The following is an 18809-nucleotide window of genomic DNA, read 5'->3' as shown; positions in this document are numbered from 1 at the left end:
CTCCCCCGCGAGCGGGAGGCGGCACCCCACTTCCGTCCCCGAGGGCGGAGCGACCAGGAGGAACATCCACATGAACTGGCACGAGCGCGCCGCGACCGTCCTGGAAGACGACGTCGTCCGCCTCCGAGCGATCGACGCGACCGACCGGGAGGGCATCCGGTCGGTGGCCATGGACCCGGACATATGGCGTTACTTCGTCGCGTTGGTCACCGATGAGGCGTCCTTCGAGACCTTCTTCGCCACCATGCTCGCCGACCACGCCGCCGGCCGACGGGTCGTCTTCCACATCACCGACCTCGCCACCGGCCGTACCGCCGGGTCGATGAGTTACGGCAACCTCTCGGAACCGGACCGCCGGCTGGAGATCGGCTGGTCCTGGCTCGGCCGGGACTTCCGCGGCGCGGGCATCAACCGCCACGCCAAACACCTGCTGCTGCGCAACGCCTTCGAGCGGCTCGGCGCCGAGCGCGTGGAGTTCAAGACCGACCGGCGCAACGAGCAGGCCCGTCGCGCCCTGCGCAACATCGGCGCCACCGAGGAGGGCATCCTGCGCAGCTTCAACCCGATGCCGGACGGCACCCGCCGCGACGCCGCCTACTACAGCGTCCTCGCCGGCGAGTGGCCCTCGGTACGCGACCGGCTCACCGCCCAGGCGGCCGCGCGGTGACAACACCCGTGCCGGTGGCGCACGTCCTCGCCCACGGCGAGCCGTACGCCACCGGCTTCGCGCACGGCGCCGCCCTCAAGGAGCGGCTGCGCGCCTTCCTCGACGACGGCGTCGCCCGCCTCAACCACCTGCTGCCCACCGCCGTGTCGGTCGCCGGCCTGTCCGACACCCTCGCCGCGTACCGGGCGGAGATCACCCGTGCGACGCCCCGCCTCGCCGACGAGATCGCCGGACTCGCGGCCGGCGCCGGGCTGAGCCTGGACGAGGCCACCCTGCTGCAACTGCGGCGCGAGATCATGGGATACCAACGGATTCCCACCCGGGGCGACTGCACCACCTACGCCCGCCCCGGGGAGTTGGCGCAGACCGTGGACCTCAACGGGAACCTCGACGACCAGATCACGGTGCTCGAAGTCGGCGGTGGCGACCGCCGGGCCCTGGTGCTGAGCTTCGCCGGACTGCTCGGCTATCTCGGCGTCAACTCCCATGGCCTCGCGGTCGGTTTGAACCTGGTGCTCGGCGGGGTCTGGGGCCCGGGCGTCCCGCCGTACCTCGCCATCCGCCACCTCCTCGACACGGCGACATCGGTCGAGTCGGCCCTCGCCACGCTGCGCACGCTCCCCCTCGCCAGCTCCCGGGCCCTCGTCCTCGCCGACACCACCACGACCGCCTGGGTGGAGTTCATCGGCGACGAACACCGCGTGACGACGGGACCGGAAGCAGTCCACACCAACCACTTCCTCGCCCCGGACTTCACCCCCCGCGACGAACTCAACGTCTTCGCCCGCAACTCCTCACTCCGCCGCCTCGAAGCGGCCGCGTCCGGCCTGCGGTCCCTGCCCGCGCACGCGCATCCCGACGAGCACTTCGCGCTCCTGTCCCAACCGCCGATCTGCGTCGGCGACGACGGCGACATCCGCCGGGAACGCACCGTCTGCGCCGTCGTCCTCGACGCGCAACACCGGGCGCTGCACCTGCGGCCGGGCGACCCCCGGCTGTCGCCCACCCACTCCTTCGCCCTCTGACCCGTCGACCCACCCCGCTCCACCGGTTCGAACTGGAGGTCAAGCCCGTGGAAGACCTGCCCCTGCGCGCGACACCGGACGACCTGTCCCAGGTGAATCTGGGAGACCCCCAGACGTTCGCGGACTACGACCTGACCGAATACTGGCGCACCTTACGGGCGAGCCAGCCCCTCTACCGACACCCCGCCGTCGGCGACAGTCCCGGCTTCTGGGTACTCAGCCGCTACGACGACATCGTCGCCCTCTACCGCGACAACACCACCTTCACCTCCGAGGGCGGCAACGTCCTGATCACCCTGCTCGGCGAGGGCGACTCGGCATCCGGCCTGATGGTGCCGGTGACCGACGGCCACCGGCACAAGGAACTGCGCAACGTCCTGCTCCAGGCGTTCTCTCCGCGCGTGCTGAGCCGGATCGGCGAGCAGGTCCGCCGCACCACCCGGACCCTGCTGGCCGCCGCGGTGGACCGCGGGGAAGGCGACTTCGCGTTGGACGTCGCGAGCAGGATCCCGATGGCCACGATCTGTGACCTGCTCGGCGTACCGATCCAGGACCGGGATTACCTGCTCACCCTGACCAAGTCCGCCATCAGCTCGGACGACCAGGGCGAGTACTCCGACGCGGCCGACGCCGCACGCAACAACATCCTCCAGTACTTCCTCGGCATGGTGGAGGACCGTCGCGAAGCACCACAGGAGGACGTGGTCAGCGTGTTGGCCACCAGCACCATCGACGGCACGCCGCTCAGCGAGGACGAGATCGTGCTCAACTGCTACAGCCTGATCCTCGGTGGGGACGCGACCAGCCGTCTGGCGATGATCGACGCCGTCCACTCCTTCAGCGCCAACCCGGACCAGTGGGCCGCGTTCAAGTCCGGTGCGGTGTCGGCCAAGCAGGCCACCGAGGAGGTCCTGCGCTGGTCCTCACCGACCATGCACTTCGGCCGGACCGTCCTCCAGGACACCGAGATCCATGGCACCTTGATCCCGGCGGGAGACGTGGTGACGGTGTGGAACGTCTCCGGGAACCGCGACGAGCGGGTCTTCGCCGACCCCGACCGGTTCCGCATCGACCGTTCGCCGAACAAGCACATCGCCTTCGGACACGGTCCGCACTACTGCATCGGTGCTTACCTGGCGAGGCTGGAGATCTCCGAAGTGCTGCTCGCACTCCGCGACTTCACCGCGGGCTTCGAGGTCGTCGGACCGGTCCGCCGGATCTACTCCAACCTCCTCACCGGGATCAGCAGTCTCCCGGTGCGCTTCGAACCGGTCTCGGCCGAGGTGGCGGAAATGGTGCTCTGAACCGCACGAGTCGGCCCCGGGCGGCCACCTGCCACCCGGGGCCGACAGCCCGCGCCTCACTCCGCCATGAACACCAGGAACCCCAGGCCGACGAGGACCACGAGCAGGCTCAGCAGCGCCTCGCCCGTGATGCCGAGGATGACCGCGAGGACCAGAGCGCGCACGGCGAAGTGCCGCTGAAGCAGCGCGACATCGGACGGCGACTTGCCGGACGGCGGTGTGACCATCTCTCCTCCAAGTGGGGCGGACAAGGTGGTGGAGCGGGCGAACGGGCCAGGCGAGTCACTCAGGGACCCAACTCGGCGTGTGGCGCGCGAACTTGAGGCAGTACGACACCGCGGCACGCGCGGGCGGTCGGCCCGCGCCCTCGTAGGCTACCGACGCTGCCGACCGCCGCGCCCACACTCAGCTCTGCCAGAAATACATGATCGTCATGATCACCGCGATGGTCAGGATGCTGCCCCGCAGCAGCGCCGCGGAGAGCCGTCGGGCGAGATGGGCGCCGGCCCAACCGCCGACCACCGCACCGACCAACATGCCGACGAGTATGAGCGGGGCGCGCATGATGTCCGAGGCGAAGAGGAACAGCACGGCCGCGCTGAGGAAGACGGCCGCGAGCTGCACGACCCGCATCGGGTTGCTGGCCGCGGCGTCGAGTCCGAGCCCGATGCTCCACAGCGCCAGCATCGTGATGCCTACGGCTCCGCCGAAGTATCCGCCGTACACGGCAAGGAAGAACTGGCCTATCAGGACGGCGCGGGAACTCATGCTGACCGGGCGGCGCAGCAGGGTGCTCAACGCCTGGGGCAGGCGGCGCCCGAAGGCGAGGATCAGCGTGGCGGTAGCGAGCAGCCAGGGCGCCGCGGCATCGAACGACGACGCTGGCAGCACCAGCACCAGACCGGCGCCCACCGCGCCGCCGGCCATGCTGATCGCCGTCAGCGTCCTCGTCGACGTCCCCCCGACCGGGGCGAGTTCGCGTCGGTAGACCCATGCGCTGGCCACTGCCCCGGGCACGAGGGCGACGCGTGACACCGCGTTGGCGGCCACCGGTGGCAGGCCGAACGCGACGAGCGCGGGCAGCGCGACGAACGTTCCGCCACCACCGATGGCATTCAGCGCTCCGGAAACGACACCGGTCAACACCACAAGCAATAATTCGATCACAAGCCGAGCATCGTCCCGTGACCAGAGGCCGCACAATGCGTAATCGACATACCCAGCCTAAGGCTGAGTCTTAGGCTGGAGCGGTGCGCTACGACCTGGACGATCTCCGGCTCTTCCTCCACATCGTGACCGAGGGCTCGATCACCGCGGGCGCCCACCGGATGCACCTCAGCCTCCCCTCGGCCAGTTCCAGAGTGCGCTCCCTGGAACACCACGCCGGCGTGGCCCTGTTGATCCGCGGCCGGCGGGGCGTGCGCCCGACACCGGCCGGCACGACCCTCGCCCGTCACGCCCGGGACGTGCTCGCCCAGACCGCGCGCCTCGAAAGCGCCGTCGCGAGCTACGCCCAGTCCCCCACCGCACCCCTGACCCTGTTGGGCGGCGGCTCCGCGATGCACCGGCTCGTCCCCCGGGCCCTGGCCTCGTTCCTGCGGGCACACCCGGACGTCGACGTCACGGTGTCCGAGAGCCGCACCCCGCAGACGGTACGGATGCTCACCGACGGCGAGGCGGACCTGGGAGTGGTCCTCGACGACGAGACCCACGACTCCGGCCTGCGCATGGAGCCCCTCGGCGACGACTCCCTCGTCGTGATCGGCCAGGCCGGCGGCATCCTCGCCGGGCGGACCGCGCTCACCTACCGCGAGGTCGCCGAGCACCCGCTCGTCGGCCTCAACTCCGGCTCGTCCCTGCGCGGTTGGATCGAAAAGCACCTCACGCCGCACGCCCCCGTGGTGCGCTACCGCACCACCGTCGCCAACCTCCACGCCCTCGTCGCCCTCGCCGCCGCCGGCGTCGGCCTCGCCGTCGTCCCGCGCCCCGCCATCGACCCCCACCAACCCCTTGAGGTCTGCGAACTCCAGGACCCCTGGGCCCGCCGCCACCACCTGCTGGCCTGGGGCGTCAAGGACCACCCCCACTCCACCGCCGCCGCGTCACTCGCCGAGCACCTCCGCCACGCCGCCTACTTCGACCCCGTCTTCCCCAGCACACACGCTCCCCCGGCCGGTCAGCGCCCCCTCCCCGACAACTGACCACCTGTTGCCCGGCGCGTGCGGACGCAGACTCACCCGTGTTCGCACACACGGGTGTGGTGCGGCGGGTTTCGATCCCCGCTGCTTCCGACCGGACCAGTTGGTCAGGCAACCTGACGCTGAGGCCGTCGTGGGCCGGCACACGGTCGGTCGCACGCCACGGGCCGGCTGGTGGGGCTACGGGTCCGCACGGGTCGAGTCGTCTTCCAGGATCGAGGGAGAGAAATGCCGTACGTCGCACAAGATCGCCCGCGCGTGGGGTGGATCGGTACCGGCCGCATGGGCTTCCAACTCGCCGCCCGGCTGTTGGACGCGGGGCACGACGTAGCCGTCTACAACAGGACCCGCGCCAAGGCCGAACCACTGGCTGAACGGGGAGCCGCGGTCGTCGACCGGCCGGTCGACCTGGCCGACCGGGACGTCGTCTTCACCATGGTCTCCGCCTCGCCCGACCTGGAGGCGGTCAGCACGGGTCCGAGCGGTGTGCTGACCTCGCCCGACGCCGCACCGGGCGTGCTGGTCGACAGCTCCACGGTGTCCACGCAGACGTCCGCGCTGATGCGGAACGCGGCCGCCGAGCGCGGGACCGACTTCCTGGCCGCCCCGGTGAGTGGGAACCCGAAGGTAATCGCGGCGGGCAAGTTGACCGTCGCGGTCTCCGGCCCTCGCGAGGCGTACGCCCAAGTCGAGCCGCTGCTCGCACAGTTGGGCCGCGGAGTGACCTACGTCGGCGAGGGCGAAGTCGCCCGCCTCGTCAAGATCGCGCACAACGTCTTCCTCGGCGTCGTCACCCAGTCGCTCGCCGAGATCACCGTCCTCGCGGAGAAGGGCGGTGTCAGCCGTTCCGCCTTCCTGGAATTCCTCAACGACTCCGTGATGGGCTCGCTCTACACCCGCTACAAGTCGCCAGCCCTCGTCAACCTGGACTTCACGCCGACGTTCACCATGCCGCTGCTGCGCAAGGACTTCGACCTGGGACTGTCTGCCGCCCGGGAGTTGGAGGTCCCGATGCCGCTCGCCGCCGCCACCGCCCAGCTCATCGCGGGTGCCATCGGCGCGGGACACGTCGAGGAGGACTTCGCCGCTCTGATCCTCGAACAGGCCAGGAACTCCGGCATCGCGCTGGAACCCCAGAACACCCCCGTGGACGACGGCCTGTCACCGCACTCCTGACGGGCCGTGACTCGACTGGGCCGCATGCGACGGCGACCGGCCGCAACGGGAACGCAGCCTCGTCGGGCCGGTCACCATCCGATCAGCTTCCAAGGCACCGTGAAGAGTGCCACCAGCGAGACCGGCGGGTGCGCCGTCGAAACCAGATCCCTGCTGGTCGGGCCGCTCCGACGGCGATTCGATTGATCCCGCGCAATGCCGTACAGTTCATCGTGCCGTCGCGGGGTGGAGCAGCTCGGTAGCTCGCTGGGCTCATAACCCAGAGGTCGCAGGTTCAAATCCTGTCCCCGCTACTCAGGCGTGAGGGCCCAGTGGTATCCACTGGGCCCCCACTGCGTTGGCGACCCATCCCCTGGTCCAGCCGCCCCCATCGAGGCCAGCGATACCGGCCGCCCGATCCCGACCCTCGCTCCTCAACGTCCCGGGTCTGAAGAGGCGGGACCTGGCTTGTTGTTCGGAATGAGTGCGAAGCGGAGTGTGGTGTGGTCGATGGTGTGCGGGAGCGGCGCCGAGGGGGTGAGGGAGCTGCGTGAGAGCAGCAGGTGGGCGCGGTGGTCGCGGAGGAGGGTGGCGAGGAGGGTGGCGGTGGTGAACAGGACGAGGTCCTGCCCGGGGCACTCCGCTGCGCCGTGGCTGAACGGAGCCAGCGCCCAGTTGTCCTTGTTGCGGCCGTCCAGCCAGGCGTCGGGCTCGAACCGGTCGGCGTGGGGCAGGTGTTGGGCGTCGCGGTGGAAGAAGGAACTGTAGAAGACGACCCCGGTGTCCACCGGGCTGGTGGTGCCGTTGTGCCAGGTGATCTCCGCGGTCGTGTCACGCAGGATGGCCACGGAGGTGGGCCACAGGCGCAGCGACTCCAGGACGCAGGCCCGGAGGAACGGCAGTGTGTCGGCGGTGGCCGGCTGGTCGGCGTCCGTGCCGGAGAGTTCCCTGCGTACCCGGTCGGCGTGGTCGGGGTGGACGGCCAGGAGGGCGAGGGCGCTGTACGTGGCGATGGACGCGGCGTCGTAGGCGAAGAGCCAGTGCGGGATCTGTCCGGCGGCGTTGGCTGCTTCGGGGCACGGGGTGTCGGCGACCAGGGCGGCGAGGCTGTCGGGGGCGGCGTTGTCCACGTAGGAGCGCACGCGGGCGAGGAACTCGTCGCGGGTGGCGTTCTTCGGTTTGCGGAAGTTGAGCCAGTTGCCGTCGGTGCGCAGGGTGTTCAGGAGTTCGGTGAGGTGGTGGTCGTCGCGGGCGGCGTCGCCGAGGACGACGCGGCGGATGATCCGCCAGAAGGCGGCGGAGAAGGAGTCCCAGTCCAGGGGCCGGCCCGAGCCGTGGTGGAGGTTCAGCAGGGACCGGGCCTCTTCTCGGATGCGGGGGGTGAGGGCGGGGAAGAGCCGGTGGGCCGAAGCTCCCCAGTCGAGGACCGTCTCGTTGAAGGCGCGGCGCTCGGGGCGGGATTCGCCGGGGGAGATGAGGACTCCGTCCGGCTCGAAGTGGCGCAGGCAGCCGGTCTTTTCCCGGTTGGCGGAGGTGAGGGGCGCGGGTGTGGCGGCGAACAGGTTTCGGGCGTCCTCCGGGGAGAGCAGCACCAGCGCCCGTCGCCCCGGGACGACGACCGAGAGCGGGCCCGCGCCGTGCCGTCGGCGTAGCCGCGCGAGGGTGCGGTTGGCGATGCGGTTGGTGTCGAACCTGGCGGCCAGGCGGACCATACGAGGCCGCCGCAGGACCGGCCCCTGGGCCAGGGTGGGGATGAGGACGGTGGCGCCCAGCAGCACCGTATCCAGAGTTGACGCCCGTGCGGGTGGCCGCTGTTGCATGAGGTGTCCTTTTCGAGGTTGCGTGTGGCGTGACCGGCCCGTAGGGAGATCGAGACCGCGATACGGGTGGCCGTGATCGAGAGGCAGGTGGGGTGGGCTTTCCGGTGGCCCTGCCGGGGTGTTCAGTGGTCGGCATGCAACACGGCGGGGCAGCAGGTGCGGACTGCTGGGCGGGGAGGTCGGTGGTTACGGTCGCGGCTCGGCAACTGAGGGCTGGTCGCTGCGTAGTCCCAGACGCAGGTGGAGCAGTGTGGTGAGGCCGTCGATGGTGCGATTGCTGCGCAGAAGCTCCATCGGCGGGATGTCGACGTCGAATTGGTGGCGCATCGATGTCAGGAGTTCGGTGGCCATGAGGGAGTCGATACCGTACTCGTCCAGCCTGCGGTGGGGGTCGAGGCCGGCCGGGTCCATCTGCACGACCTTGGCCAGCAGTTGGGTGATGGTCTTCTGCAGCGCGACGCGCGCCTCCTCTGGAGGCAGGGCGGCCAGTGCGGCGAACATCTCCTCACGGGACGCGAGGCCCGTCTCGCTGTACTCGGGCAACAGCAGGGTGTGGCGCGGGGTGTTGAGGGCGCGGAGGAGACTGCGGGCCTTGCCCCAGTTGTAGCGGCCCACGCCGGCCACCGGGGTGCCGCGGGTGAGCAGATCGTCGACCGCGGCGAACGCGTCGCGGAGTCGGAGGGGTTCCAGGCCGGCGGCGGAGAGTTGGGCGGTCAGGTCGTTGCGGACGACGTATCCGGTGTCGCCGAGCGCTCCCCAGGCAATGGCCTGGGCCGGGAGCCCGGCTGCGCGCCGCTGACGTACCAGGGCTTCGGCGAAGAGGTTGCCCGCGATGTAGGGGGCCTGGTGCAGGTTTCCGAGGCACGCGGAGACCGAGGAGATCAGGAGGAACAGGTCGAGCCGCCGGTCGCGGGTGAGTTGGTCCACCACCAGCGCGCCGCCCGCCTTGGGGGCCAGTACGGCGGCGATGCGTTCCGGGGACAGTTCGCTCAGGGGCGCGTCGTCGAGGTGCATGGCGCAGTGCACCACGCCGCGCAGCGGATGCCCACCGGCGTCGATGCCGTCGAGCAGGGCGGACATGCGCGCCGCATCGGTGCAGTCGGCCGCATGCGCGGTGACCTGGATTCCGCGGCCGGCCAACGCGTCGAGGAGAGCGGGCGCTTCAGGCGCGGCCGTACCCCGCCGGCTCACGAGGGCGAGGTGGCGGGCTCCCCGCTCGGCGAGCCAGTGCGCGGTGGCCGCCCCGAAACCGCTGAGCCCACCGGTCACCAGGTAGGTGCCCTGCGGGTCCAGGGCGGGGCGACCGGCGTCGGCCTCGACGGCGGGGGGTTCGTCCAGGGGGTCGAAGGCGACCACGACCTTGCCGATGTGCCGGGAGTGCTGCATCAGCTCGAACGCCTCGCGCACGCGGGCCGCGGGGAAGACGGTGTGCGGCAGCGGCCGGTAGGCACCGCTGCGCACGCGTTCGCCGACCTCCTCGATCACGGCGAGCGCCTGGTCGGGGCTGTGCATCAGGGCGAGCAGGTCGACGCCGAAGAAGGCGAGGTTGTGGTGGAACGGCGCGAGGGAGAGCGGTTTGTTCTCGTAGATGTCGCGCTTGCCCAGTTCGACGAACCGGCCGCCGGGTCGCAGCAGTTCGAGGCTGCGGCCGATGGCCTCACCGGCGAGGGAGTTGATCACGACGTCGACGCCGTGCCCGCCGGTGAGGCGCTTGACCTCTTCGGCGAAGTCGAGGGTGCGGGAGTCCAACACGTGCGCGACACCGAGCGAGCGCAGCAGATCGCGTTTGGTCGCGCTGCCCGCGGTGGCGATGACGTGGGCGCCGCGCAGGCAGGCGAATTGGAGTACGGCCAGCCCGACTCCGCCGGCGCCACCGTGGATCAGGACGGTCTCGCCGGCTCGGAGCCTGGCCAGGTGCTCCAGGCTGTAGTGAACGGTTGCGAAGGCCACCGGAAGCGTCGCCGCGGCCTCGAAACCCATGCCGTCGGGGACCGGCCACAACCCCTCGACCGGGGCGGTCACGTGTGAGGCGAGTGCCGCGCTGGCGAGGCCGAAGACGCGGTCGCCGACGGCCGGCGTGCGGACGCCGGGCCCCACGGCGGTGACGACGCCGGCGTATTCGATGCCGGGTGCCGTGTACAGGGTTCCTTCGCTGAGTTCGGATGGCAGCAGTCCGGTCACGGACATGACGTCCCGGTAGTTCAGTGCGGCGGCCCGCACGGCGACCGTGACCTCGCCGTCGCCCGGCTTCCGCAGCTCAACCGCCTTCCAGCCAAGGGTGTAGGAGAGACCGGGACTGTGGACGTCCAGAGTGTGGGCGGCCGCAGCGCCGGCGGGCGGGGCGGGGAGCGGAGTCTCGCGGGGGACGAAGCGTCCCCCGCGGGTGAGCAGGATCTCGTTCTCCTCCGAGGGCGCGAGGAGTTCGCGTGCCAGGCGCTGCGCGTCGTCGATCACCGTGCCGGACCGGTCGAGGCTGATCCGGCGGACGGTCAGATCCGGGTACTCGTTGTCCAACGTGCGGGCGATGCCCCAGGCGGCCGCGTCGGCGGGTGCCTGGACACACTCGGGCGCGGGGAGGACGCCGCTGGGACGAGCCACCAGCCACAGCGAGGCGCCACCGTGCGGACCATGCTCCGCACCGTTCCGCGCCAACTCGCCCAGTAGGGTGGCGCGTTGCGCGGCGCGCTCGGTCAGTCCGTCGACGTCACGGGGTGTGGCGTCGGCCAGGACCAGCACCAGGTGGCGTTCCTCGGCCGGCTCACCGCCGCCGGGACGCCACTCCGCTACGTCCGCATCGGCCCGGGCCCGGTGCACCGCATGCCGTCCCGACGCCGCGAGCAACTCCGCCACGGAGTCGGCGAACGGCGCCTCGGCCGGCGTTTCCGGGGCGATGACGTAGGCCGCGGTTCCTGTGCCGGCGGGAAGGGCAGGGGACGATACGCGGGACCTTGGGCGAGCGGTGGCCAGTACGACGGAGGCGACGAGGTCCGACGCGCGGTCGTCCCCGAGCTGGGCGAGGTCGGTGAAGCCGCACCGCCCCAACAACGGCAGCCAGTCCTCCGCGGACAGCAGGGCCGAGTGCGGGCGCAGTTCACGGTCGGTGTGCTGGTGCCAGAGACCGTCCAGGACCCCGAACCAGGGGGCCAGCCACTCGATGCTGTGGTTCTCAAAGCTCAGAAGATGTCCACCCGGAGCCAGGAGACGGGCGATCCGTTGCAGGGTCGCGGCGAGATCCTTGCAGGTGTGCAGGGCGTTGGAGGCCACCACGAGATCGAACTCGCCTTCTGCCAGGCCCTGTTCGGCCGGATCTCCGTCGAGGTCGAAGGTGCGGTACCGCACGAAGTCGTAGCGCGCGAAGCGTTGTTGGGCGCGCGACAGGAAGAACGCGGACACGTCCGTGTAGACGTACACGGCCCGGTCGGCCGGCAGGACGGGCAGCAGGGCGCTGGCCAGTCCACCGGTGCCGGCACCGACTTCGAGGACGCGCAGTGGCCGGTCCCCCGGCCAGCGCCGCACCATCTCGTCGACCAGCGCCTGTGCGATCCGGTGGTGGAAGCGGTTGAACGGCGCGACGTCGAAGAACAGCTCCAGGGTGTGGCCCGCCCCCTCGTCGGTCATGGTCTCCAGGGGGTCGCATTCCCCGCGGAGCAGAGAGAGGATCCGCACACCGTTGCGCACCAGGAGCGCTACCTCGTTGACGGAGGCGGGGAACTCCAACAAATACCTGCGGTACAGGTCCGGTGAGCGGCGTTCGGCGGGCGCGAGCAACCATTGGTCAGGGGCTACGCGGGTGACGAAGCCGTGCCGTTCCAGTACCGGCAGTTCGGTCTCCAGCAAGGGGATGTGCTTCGCCAGCATCCCCGCCTCGACCAGTGCCGTCAGGGTGAAGGGGTGGGACGGTTCGGGCAGGAGACGCTCCAGGGCCGCCGCGATGCATGCCGCGAAGTACGCCTGGCACAAGTCGACTGCTTCGGGGTACCTCAACGGCCACCAGGCCCGGCGCAGTTCGGCGATCCGCTCCCCGCAGGCGGCGGCGATCGCCCGGGAGGTGGGCAAGGGGCTCTCCCCTGCCGGGGTGTCGGGATGCGGGGCGGCGCGGAGCACGGTGTGGTGCCGGGTCACGGGTGCCTGTGCGGGGTTGACCAGGCGGCGCAGGCGGCAGCCCGTCATCTCGACGGTGACGGCGCCGTCCTCGTCGGTGACGGTGATGTCCCAGCACACTTCGGTCCGGGTGCCGGACCGCTCGCGCACGTGTACCAGCCCCTCGGCGGTGGGCGAACGCCAGACACGCACCGCTTCGAAGGCCGAGGGCAGGTAGACGTCGCCGCCGGCCATCAACCCCTCCAACAGCGGCGCACCGGCCTGCAACGCACCGTCGAGCAGTGCGGGATGGACCGTGAACTCGCCCTTGGCATCCGGGTGTTGGTAGGCGGCCAGCACCTCGCCCGCCCCCACGTGCAGCTCGGTCAGCACCTGGAACGTCGGTCCGTATACCAGCCCCCGCTCCGCCAGGGCCCCGTACTGGTCGGCGGCCGCGATGTGGCGCGTGCAGCGGGCCCGGAGGTCGGCCGGATCCAGGGGGCCGGGGGCGTTGCCGATGCGTTGCCGGACTCGTGCGCGCACATGCTGCCGCGACTCACCGGCGTCCCCGTCGATGCTGGTGATGGTCACCACGGCGTCATCCGGGTTGAACGCGAGCTGGGTCTGGATGCCGGAGGCTTCCGCCCAGGGGATGGTCAGCGGGCTGCTGATGTTCATGCGGTCCAACTCCGCCGCCGACCCGAGCGCCCGCTCCCCCGCGGCCAGGATCATCTCCACATAGGCCGTGGCGGGCACCACGACCGACCCTGCCAACCGGTGGTCGGCCAGCCACGGCAGCAGCGCCGGTTCGACGGCGCCGTGCCACAACGGATGCGGGCCGGGCATCCGCTCCCCCAACAGCGGGTGCTCCACCTGGCCGTTGCCACTGCTGCACACCCAGCCGTGCGGGGAGCCGCTCCAGTGGCGTTCGCGCTGCCAGGGGTAGGCGGGGAGGTCCACCACCCGGCCCCGGTACGGGAAGTACGGCGTCCAGTCGAGGTCGGCTCCGGCGACCATCGCCGCCTCAACTGCCCTACGCACTGCCTGGTCACCCCCTGTCGCGCGCCGCAGCGTGGGCACGACGGCCACAGCGCCGGCGCGCCTACGACCGGTGCTGCGGCGCAGGTAGGTCTGCAGGACGGGATGGGGTCCGATCTCCAGGAAGACGTCCGCACCGTGATCCATTGCGGCCTCGATCGCGGGGCCGAACTGCACCGGCTCGCGGACGTTGCGCCACCAGTAGGCGGCGTCCAGCTCGGTGCCGTCGATCCGCCGTGCCGTCACCGTGGAGAACAGCGGGAGGTCGGTCGCCGAGGGCGCCAGGTCGTCCAGCGACCGCAGCAGCGGTTCGCGCAGGACATCCATGGCGGCGCTGTGGAAGGCGTAGTCCAGCTCCAGCACGGTGCAGGGGACGGCCCGCGCGCTCATATCGGCGGCCAGGCCCAGTAGTTGGGGCTCGGGCCCCGAGACGGAGACATCGCGGTCCGAGTTCACCGCCGCCACCGCCAGCCCCGGGTAGCCGGCGAGGGCTGCTGTGGCCTCGTCCCGAGGCAGGGCGAGGGCCGCCATCCGACCGCAGCCGGCGGTCGCCGCCTGTGCCCGGGAGCGCTCCGCGATGACCCGTGCCGCTTGTTGGAGGCTCAGCGCCCCGGCCACGTGGGCGGCGGCGACCTCGCCCACGCTGTGGCCGATCACGGCGGACGGCGTGATGCCGCGGTCACGCAGCACGGCCGTCACACCGAGCTGCACGGCGAACAGCAGTGGTTGGGCGATCTCGGTCGCCACCAACTCGGCTTCGGTGACCGTGCCCAGTTTCTCAGCCACCGACCATCCCAGGCACGGCATCAGCGCCGCGTCCACCGCGGCGAGGGCAGCGGCGAAGGGCCCGCCACCCTCCAGAAGGTCGGCTCCCATGCCCGCCCACTGCGATCCGTTGCCGGAGAAGGCGAACGCCACCCGGCCGTGCTCCGTCGCCTCTCCGACCGTCCCGCCACTCGCCCCGGTCTCTTCCGCGGCCTCCTCCCGCGGCTCTCCCCCACCCGGAAAGGTCGCCGCCAGTCGGGCGGCCGCCTCCCTCGGCCCGGTCTCGATCACCACCGCCCGGTGCCGGTGCGCACCGCGTCGCATGGTCGTGGTGTAGGCGAGGTCGTAGAACTGGTCGGGCTCGGTCCGCGCGAGCCGTTCGGACATCCGGGTCACTGCCTGGTGGAGGGCCTGCGGGGTCCGTGCCGACACCAGTACCGGGCGGGCCACGTCCATGGCCGGCGCCGCGGTGCGCGGTACCTCCCGGGCGGCGCCGACGATGACATGGGCGTTGGAGCCGCCGAAGCCGAAGGAGTTGACCCCCACGACCGGTCGCGCGGCGTCCGACAGGGGCAGGGGGTTGACCACCGGGGCGAGGTTCAGGCCGGCGAAGTCGATGTCCGGGTTCGCCGGTTCGCTGTGCAGCGTAGCCGGGGCGATGCCGTGGCGCAGCACCAGAAGTGCCTTGAGCAGCCCGGCGATTCCCGAGGCGGGTTCCAGGTGGCCGACGTTCGACTTCACCGATCCGATCGGCAACACCCCCACCTGCCGACGGCAGCCCAACGCACGGCCGATGGCGTGGCACTCGGCCGGATCGCCGACCAAGGTGCCGGTGCCGTGCGCCTCCAGATACACCAACTCATCCGGGCTGACGCCCGCTTGCTCGTACACCGCACACAACAGGGCTTCCTGCGCATCGGTGTTGGGGAGCGACACGCCCGCGGTGCGGCCGTCACTGTTCGTACCGCTGCCGAGGATGAGGCCGAGCACCCGATCGCCGTCGGCCTGCGCGTCCTCCAGCCTCTTCAGGACGACGAGTCCGCCGCCCTCGGCCCGGACGAAACCATCCGCCTCGGCGGAGAATGCCGCACACCTGCCCCGCTTCGAGAGCATGGACGCCTGTGAGAACCCCACGAAGTGATACGGGCTGAGCAGCACGTTGGCCCCCGCGGCCAGTACCGTGCGGCTGGTGCCGTCCCACAGCGTGCGGCACGCGTGGTCCAACGCCACCAGCGAGGACGAGCAGGCCGTGTCGATCGCCATGCTGGGGCCCCGCAGGTCAAGGCAGTGCGAGAGCCGGTTCGCCGCCAACGAGGAGGAGGCTCCCGCCATGGTGTAGGCGTTGGCCGAGCGGGGCCTCATCAGTTGCAGCCCACCGTAAGAGGCATCGCAGATGCCGACGTAGACCGCTGTGTGGGAACCCGCCAGTACGCGCGGGGCGATCGCCGCGTTGTCCAGCGCTTCCGCGGCCAACTCCAACAACAGTCGGTGCTGGGGGTCCACCTGCGCCGCCTCTTTCGGCGTGATGCCGAAGTATTCGGCGTCGAAAGAAGCGATATCGGAGAGGAATCCACCCGCGGCGGTGTAGCTCTTCCCCGTGCGCGGCATGCTCGTGTCGATGAACCGGCTGGGATCGAACCGCGCCGCGGGCGCTTCACCAATGAGGTCCCGCCCCTCCTCCAACACCCGCCACAATCCGTCCAAATCGACGATGTCACCGGGCAGTCGACATGCGGCTCCTACAACGGCGATCGGTTGATACCTGCCAGGGGCGTTGTGGACGCTCATCAGCATTCCTCACGTTGCGCCGGGACACGGATCAGGAATGCCAGCAGCTCTGAGGGGTCGGCCGCCCCTTCCGGTTCCTTGTGACAAGCGCTCGCTTGGAGACGGACACGGAGACATGCGCGACCGGTCGTGGCCGCTGTCCAGTAACGCCGACGCTTCACTGTGCCAAGAAGCCCGGGCGCAGAACGAGGGCGGGAATTCCGCACCGCACGCCCGTGGCACCCCGCTCATGGCGCCGCGTCAACTCGCTGACCTGGGCCGGGTCTCCATCAAGTGAGGCGGTCGGACAGTCGGAACCGGAAACAAAATCCCCCTTGTGGGGCTACCACCCAGTTGAGGCAATCGTGAGGAATGGGGCTTTCCCCGCTTCAGATGGTGGTGTGGCGTGGAGGACGGGGAGGGATTGGGCGATGTCGGTGATGCGGTTGAGGCTGCCGCCTCGGCCAACGACACGCTCCCAGCCGCCGGACCCAAGCAGCCAGGGCCGCAACGCCGCACGGCCCCCGGCCACACCACCGCGCCTGGCATCCGCCTCCGGGAGTCGCGGCGCGCCCTTCGCCGCGCAGCGCGGTGCCAGCGCCGCCACCCGCGCGCCTTGGTGTGGTTGCGGGCTGGATCGGTGGGTGGTGATGTCGGAGATGTCTCGCTCACCCGGGAGGACCGTGATGGACCGATCGCCCAGCCTGCCTCGTTGTGCGGCCACCGTGCTGGCCGCAGGCATCCTGATGACCACGGCGGCCTGCTCGGGTGGCGGCTCGTCAGGTTCGGCGACGAAGTCGACATCGCCGCCGGGAAAGCTCACCGGGAGTCAGGCCCAAGCGGCCCTGATCAGCCCTTCTGCGCTGGGCGCCCAGTGGAACCCGGCCAGCGGCGGCGGCACCGGCCGCCAGGACACCCTGCTGCAGAGCAAGGCCAACAAGCCCAACTGCCAGACGCTCCTCGACCGGTTGAGGTCGGGCAACCTCATGGGGGTCACGCCCACGGCCAAGGCCGGCGAAGCCTTCACCGAACCCTCCAGGAACGCCAGGATGACGTACCAGGTGGCGTCGTATTCCCGGGCAGACGCCGACAAGGGCATGGCGTGGCTGAGGACCCTGCCGAACGTCTGCGACGGGTTCACCGCCGTGGACGGATCGGGGAACAAGGTGATCGCACAGGTCGTCCAGACCTCGCTCCCCAAGGCCGGCGACGACCGGTTCGGCGTACGACTGTCCATGGTCACCACCGTGCAGGGCCTCAAGACCACCCTGGCGCTCGAAGCGGCTGCCGCCCGGATCGGGCCCAACGTCATCTCCGTGACCAACGGCGGGCTCGGCGGTGCCGGGCACGCGGCTACCCAGCAGGCCATCCAGAGCGGCGGGCAACGCCTCCAGAAGGTGCTCTCGGGGCAGACGCCACCGGGCTGACGCACTGCCCGTGCCCGGTGGTTCGGCCCGCCGCGTCGAGTAGTTTCTGAAATGCCTCATTGACGGCCACTGCCTCCTGAGGCCCTGGACCATCTGCCAGGAGGGCATCGTGGGACACGCCGTGGGCGACGTACTCGGCCTGGCCGCCGGCGTCGCGGTCAGCCCGCTGCCCATCGTGGCGATCATTCTCATCCTGGCCACCCCCCGTGGACGTCTCAACGGCGTTCTCTTCGCCCTCGGCTGGCTCCTGGGACTGGCGGCACTGGGAGCGATCATGCTGGCCGTGGGCGGCTCCGGCGGCGCCTCCAGCCACAAGCAGCCCACCACCTGGGTAGGAGCCCTCAAACTCACCCTCGGCCTGCTACTGACCCTCCTCGGCGCCCGACAATGGCGCCACCGCCCCACCGACCCCTCCCAGGCACAACTCCCGAAATGGCTGGCCGCGATCGACCGCTTCACCCCGCCCAAGATCCTCGGACTCGGCGTGGCACTGTCGGCGGCCAACGCCAAGAACGCCCCCCTCACCCTCGCCGCCGGCGCATCGATCAGCTCGACCGGACTCCCCGTGCCCCAACAGGCCGCGACACTCGCCCTCTTCGTGCTCATCGCCTCCCTCGGCATCCTGGCACCCCTGGCCGTCTACCTCTTCACGGGACAACGGGCCCAACGCCTCCTCGGCAACTGGCGAACCTGGGCCGCACAGCACAACGCCGCCGTAATGGCCGTCCTCTTCTTCGTCCTCGGCCTCAAACTGCTCGGCGACGGCATCGGCATCCTCGCCTCCTGAGCGCGCCGACGAGCAGCCCCCGTACGAGGCGGCGGGAGGCGGCAGCGAGCGGTATGGACGGCGCAGGCAGAGGGGCAACTGCTCGGCGGGGTCGGCCGCGTGGGGTGGCGTCTCTTCGGATTCAGATCCTCGCTACGCTCTGGGCCAGCACGGGGCCACCGGCTGGCCTGACGCGAACGATCTGGACGGGGAATTTCCATGCGTTACCTGGTACGCGATCGCATGCTGGCCTTCCACGAGGAAGCCTGGATCGAAACCGAGCACCGGGAGAAGCTGTACAAGGTCAACAGGAAGCTGCTGCGCCTGCGGACCACCTTCGACTTCGTGGACACCCAGGGCTACCAGATCGCCAGCATCGTCAAGAAGGCGCTCACCTTCCACCACACCATCCTGATCAAACAGAACGATGAGGTGGTGGGCTGGATCAGCAAGCGGACGTTCAGCCTCTTCGGGGACCGGTTCAAGGTCAGCCTGCGAGACGGGCGGCGGCTGCGGATAGTCGGGAACTTCTGGGACCGGGAGTTCGACATCCAGCACGACGGCACCACCCTGGCGCATATTTCCCGGCGCTGGTTCAGCATCCGGGACGCCTACGCCGTCGACGTGATGGGCCCGCAGGACGACACGCTGCTGGTCATCCTGGCGGTGTGCGTCGACCACACCCTCCAGGACCTCAAGGACGAGTAACCCGCCAAACCCTGCGCTTGCCCCTCTCGGGGACCGCGACATGGTGAGCAAGCCCCTTTCCCAGCCGTGCAGATCGCGCGCGGGCGAGC

The 18809-nt window shown here is 70.5% G+C and carries 13 protein-coding genes and 1 tRNA gene; 10 read left to right on the top strand and 4 right to left on the bottom strand.

What is annotated here, in order from left to right:
- Nucleotides 1–70 precede the first annotated feature (70 nt).
- The 3 genes from PV796_RS36865 to PV796_RS36855 are packed head-to-tail and all read left to right on the top strand — an operon-like array spanning nucleotide 71 to nucleotide 2996.
- A complete protein-coding gene (locus PV796_RS36865; RefSeq protein ID WP_274918103.1) occupies nucleotides 71–667 on the top strand; it encodes a GNAT family N-acetyltransferase in 597 nt (198 codons plus the stop codon).
- Nucleotides 664–1692, top strand: a complete 1029-nt coding sequence (locus PV796_RS36860) for a C45 family autoproteolytic acyltransferase/hydolase (RefSeq protein WP_274918102.1) — start codon at nucleotides 664–666, stop codon at nucleotides 1690–1692. Before PV796_RS36865 ends, PV796_RS36860 begins: the two co-directional genes overlap by 4 nt.
- A 47-nt stretch (nucleotides 1693–1739) precedes the next feature.
- Nucleotides 1740–2996, top strand: coding sequence for a cytochrome P450 (locus tag PV796_RS36855; protein WP_274918101.1), 1257 nt, complete (start codon nucleotides 1740–1742; stop codon nucleotides 2994–2996).
- Nucleotides 2997–3052: 56 nt separating this feature from the next.
- Here the strand turns inward: PV796_RS36855 and PV796_RS36850 are convergent, their stop codons facing one another.
- Nucleotides 3053–3223, bottom strand: coding sequence for a hypothetical protein (locus tag PV796_RS36850; RefSeq protein WP_274918100.1), 171 nt, complete (start codon nucleotides 3221–3223; stop codon nucleotides 3053–3055).
- 178 nt (nucleotides 3224–3401) lie between these two features.
- Nucleotides 3402–4163, bottom strand: a complete 762-nt coding sequence (locus PV796_RS36845; RefSeq protein ID WP_274918099.1) for a sulfite exporter TauE/SafE family protein — start codon at nucleotides 4161–4163, stop codon at nucleotides 3402–3404.
- A gap of 83 nt (nucleotides 4164–4246) precedes the next feature.
- Between PV796_RS36845 and PV796_RS36840 the strand changes: the two genes are divergently transcribed.
- From PV796_RS36840 to PV796_RS36830, 3 genes are all read left to right on the top strand, one after another.
- On the top strand, nucleotides 4247–5197 hold the full coding sequence (locus PV796_RS36840) for a LysR family transcriptional regulator (protein WP_274918098.1): 951 nt from the start codon (nucleotides 4247–4249) through the stop codon (nucleotides 5195–5197).
- Nucleotides 5198–5368: 171 nt separating this feature from the next.
- A complete protein-coding gene (locus PV796_RS36835; protein WP_376562274.1) occupies nucleotides 5369–6370 on the top strand; it encodes an NAD(P)-dependent oxidoreductase in 1002 nt (333 codons plus the stop codon).
- Nucleotides 6371–6589: 219 nt separating this feature from the next.
- Nucleotides 6590–6663 (top strand) — tRNA-Met (locus tag PV796_RS36830).
- 120 nt (nucleotides 6664–6783) lie between these two features.
- Here PV796_RS36830 and PV796_RS36825 read toward each other — a convergent pair.
- Complete coding sequence (locus tag PV796_RS36825; RefSeq protein ID WP_274918096.1) at nucleotides 6784–8169, bottom strand: cytochrome P450; 1386 nt, start codon at nucleotides 8167–8169, stop codon at nucleotides 6784–6786.
- A 186-nt stretch (nucleotides 8170–8355) separates the two neighbouring features.
- Nucleotides 8356–15840: a type I polyketide synthase gene (locus tag PV796_RS36820; RefSeq protein WP_274918095.1), complete on the bottom strand. Its 7485-nt coding sequence runs from the start codon at nucleotides 15838–15840 to the stop codon at nucleotides 8356–8358.
- A gap of 115 nt (nucleotides 15841–15955) precedes the next feature.
- Here PV796_RS36820 and PV796_RS36815 point away from each other — a divergent pair, with 115 nt between their 5' ends.
- The 4 genes from PV796_RS36815 to PV796_RS36800 all read left to right on the top strand — a co-directional run bounded on the left by PV796_RS36815 (nucleotide 15956) and on the right by PV796_RS36800 (nucleotide 18720).
- Complete coding sequence (locus PV796_RS36815; protein ID WP_274918094.1) at nucleotides 15956–16117, top strand: hypothetical protein; 162 nt, start codon at nucleotides 15956–15958, stop codon at nucleotides 16115–16117.
- A gap of 388 nt (nucleotides 16118–16505) precedes the next feature.
- A complete protein-coding gene (locus PV796_RS36810) occupies nucleotides 16506–17246 on the top strand; it encodes a hypothetical protein (protein WP_274918093.1) in 741 nt (246 codons plus the stop codon).
- A gap of 109 nt (nucleotides 17247–17355) precedes the next feature.
- A complete protein-coding gene (locus PV796_RS36805) occupies nucleotides 17356–18033 on the top strand; it encodes a GAP family protein (RefSeq protein WP_274918092.1) in 678 nt (225 codons plus the stop codon).
- Nucleotides 18034–18231: 198 nt separating this feature from the next.
- Nucleotides 18232–18720 carry an LURP-one-related/scramblase family protein gene (locus PV796_RS36800; protein WP_274918091.1) on the top strand — a complete coding sequence of 163 codons (489 nt, stop codon included), beginning with the start codon at nucleotides 18232–18234 and terminating at the stop codon, nucleotides 18718–18720.
- Nucleotides 18721–18809 lie beyond the last annotated feature (89 nt).

It is taken from the genome of Streptomyces sp. WZ-12, from assembly GCF_028898845.1.
In the GTDB taxonomy this organism is placed as follows: domain Bacteria; phylum Actinomycetota; class Actinomycetes; order Streptomycetales; family Streptomycetaceae; genus Streptomyces.
This window is presented reverse-complemented; position numbering and strand designations above follow the sequence as displayed.

Coding starts and splice junctions, on each gene's coding strand:
- PV796_RS36815 (WP_274918094.1), top strand. CDS start 15,956: ATGCGCGACCGGTCGTGGCCGCTGTCCAGTAACGCCGACGCTTCACTG.
- PV796_RS36810 (WP_274918093.1), top strand. CDS start 16,506: ATGGACCGATCGCCCAGCCTGCCTCGTTGTGCGGCCACCGTGCTGGCC.
- PV796_RS36825 (WP_274918096.1), bottom strand. CDS start 8,169: ATGCAACAGCGGCCACCCGCACGGGCGTCAACTCTGGATACGGTGCTG.
- PV796_RS36865 (WP_274918103.1), top strand. CDS start 71: ATGAACTGGCACGAGCGCGCCGCGACCGTCCTGGAAGACGACGTCGTC.
- PV796_RS36820 (WP_274918095.1), bottom strand. CDS start 15,840: ATGAGCGTCCACAACGCCCCTGGCAGGTATCAACCGATCGCCGTTGTA.
- PV796_RS36800 (WP_274918091.1), top strand. CDS start 18,232: ATGCGTTACCTGGTACGCGATCGCATGCTGGCCTTCCACGAGGAAGCC.
- PV796_RS36850 (WP_274918100.1), bottom strand. CDS start 3,223: ATGGTCACACCGCCGTCCGGCAAGTCGCCGTCCGATGTCGCGCTGCTT.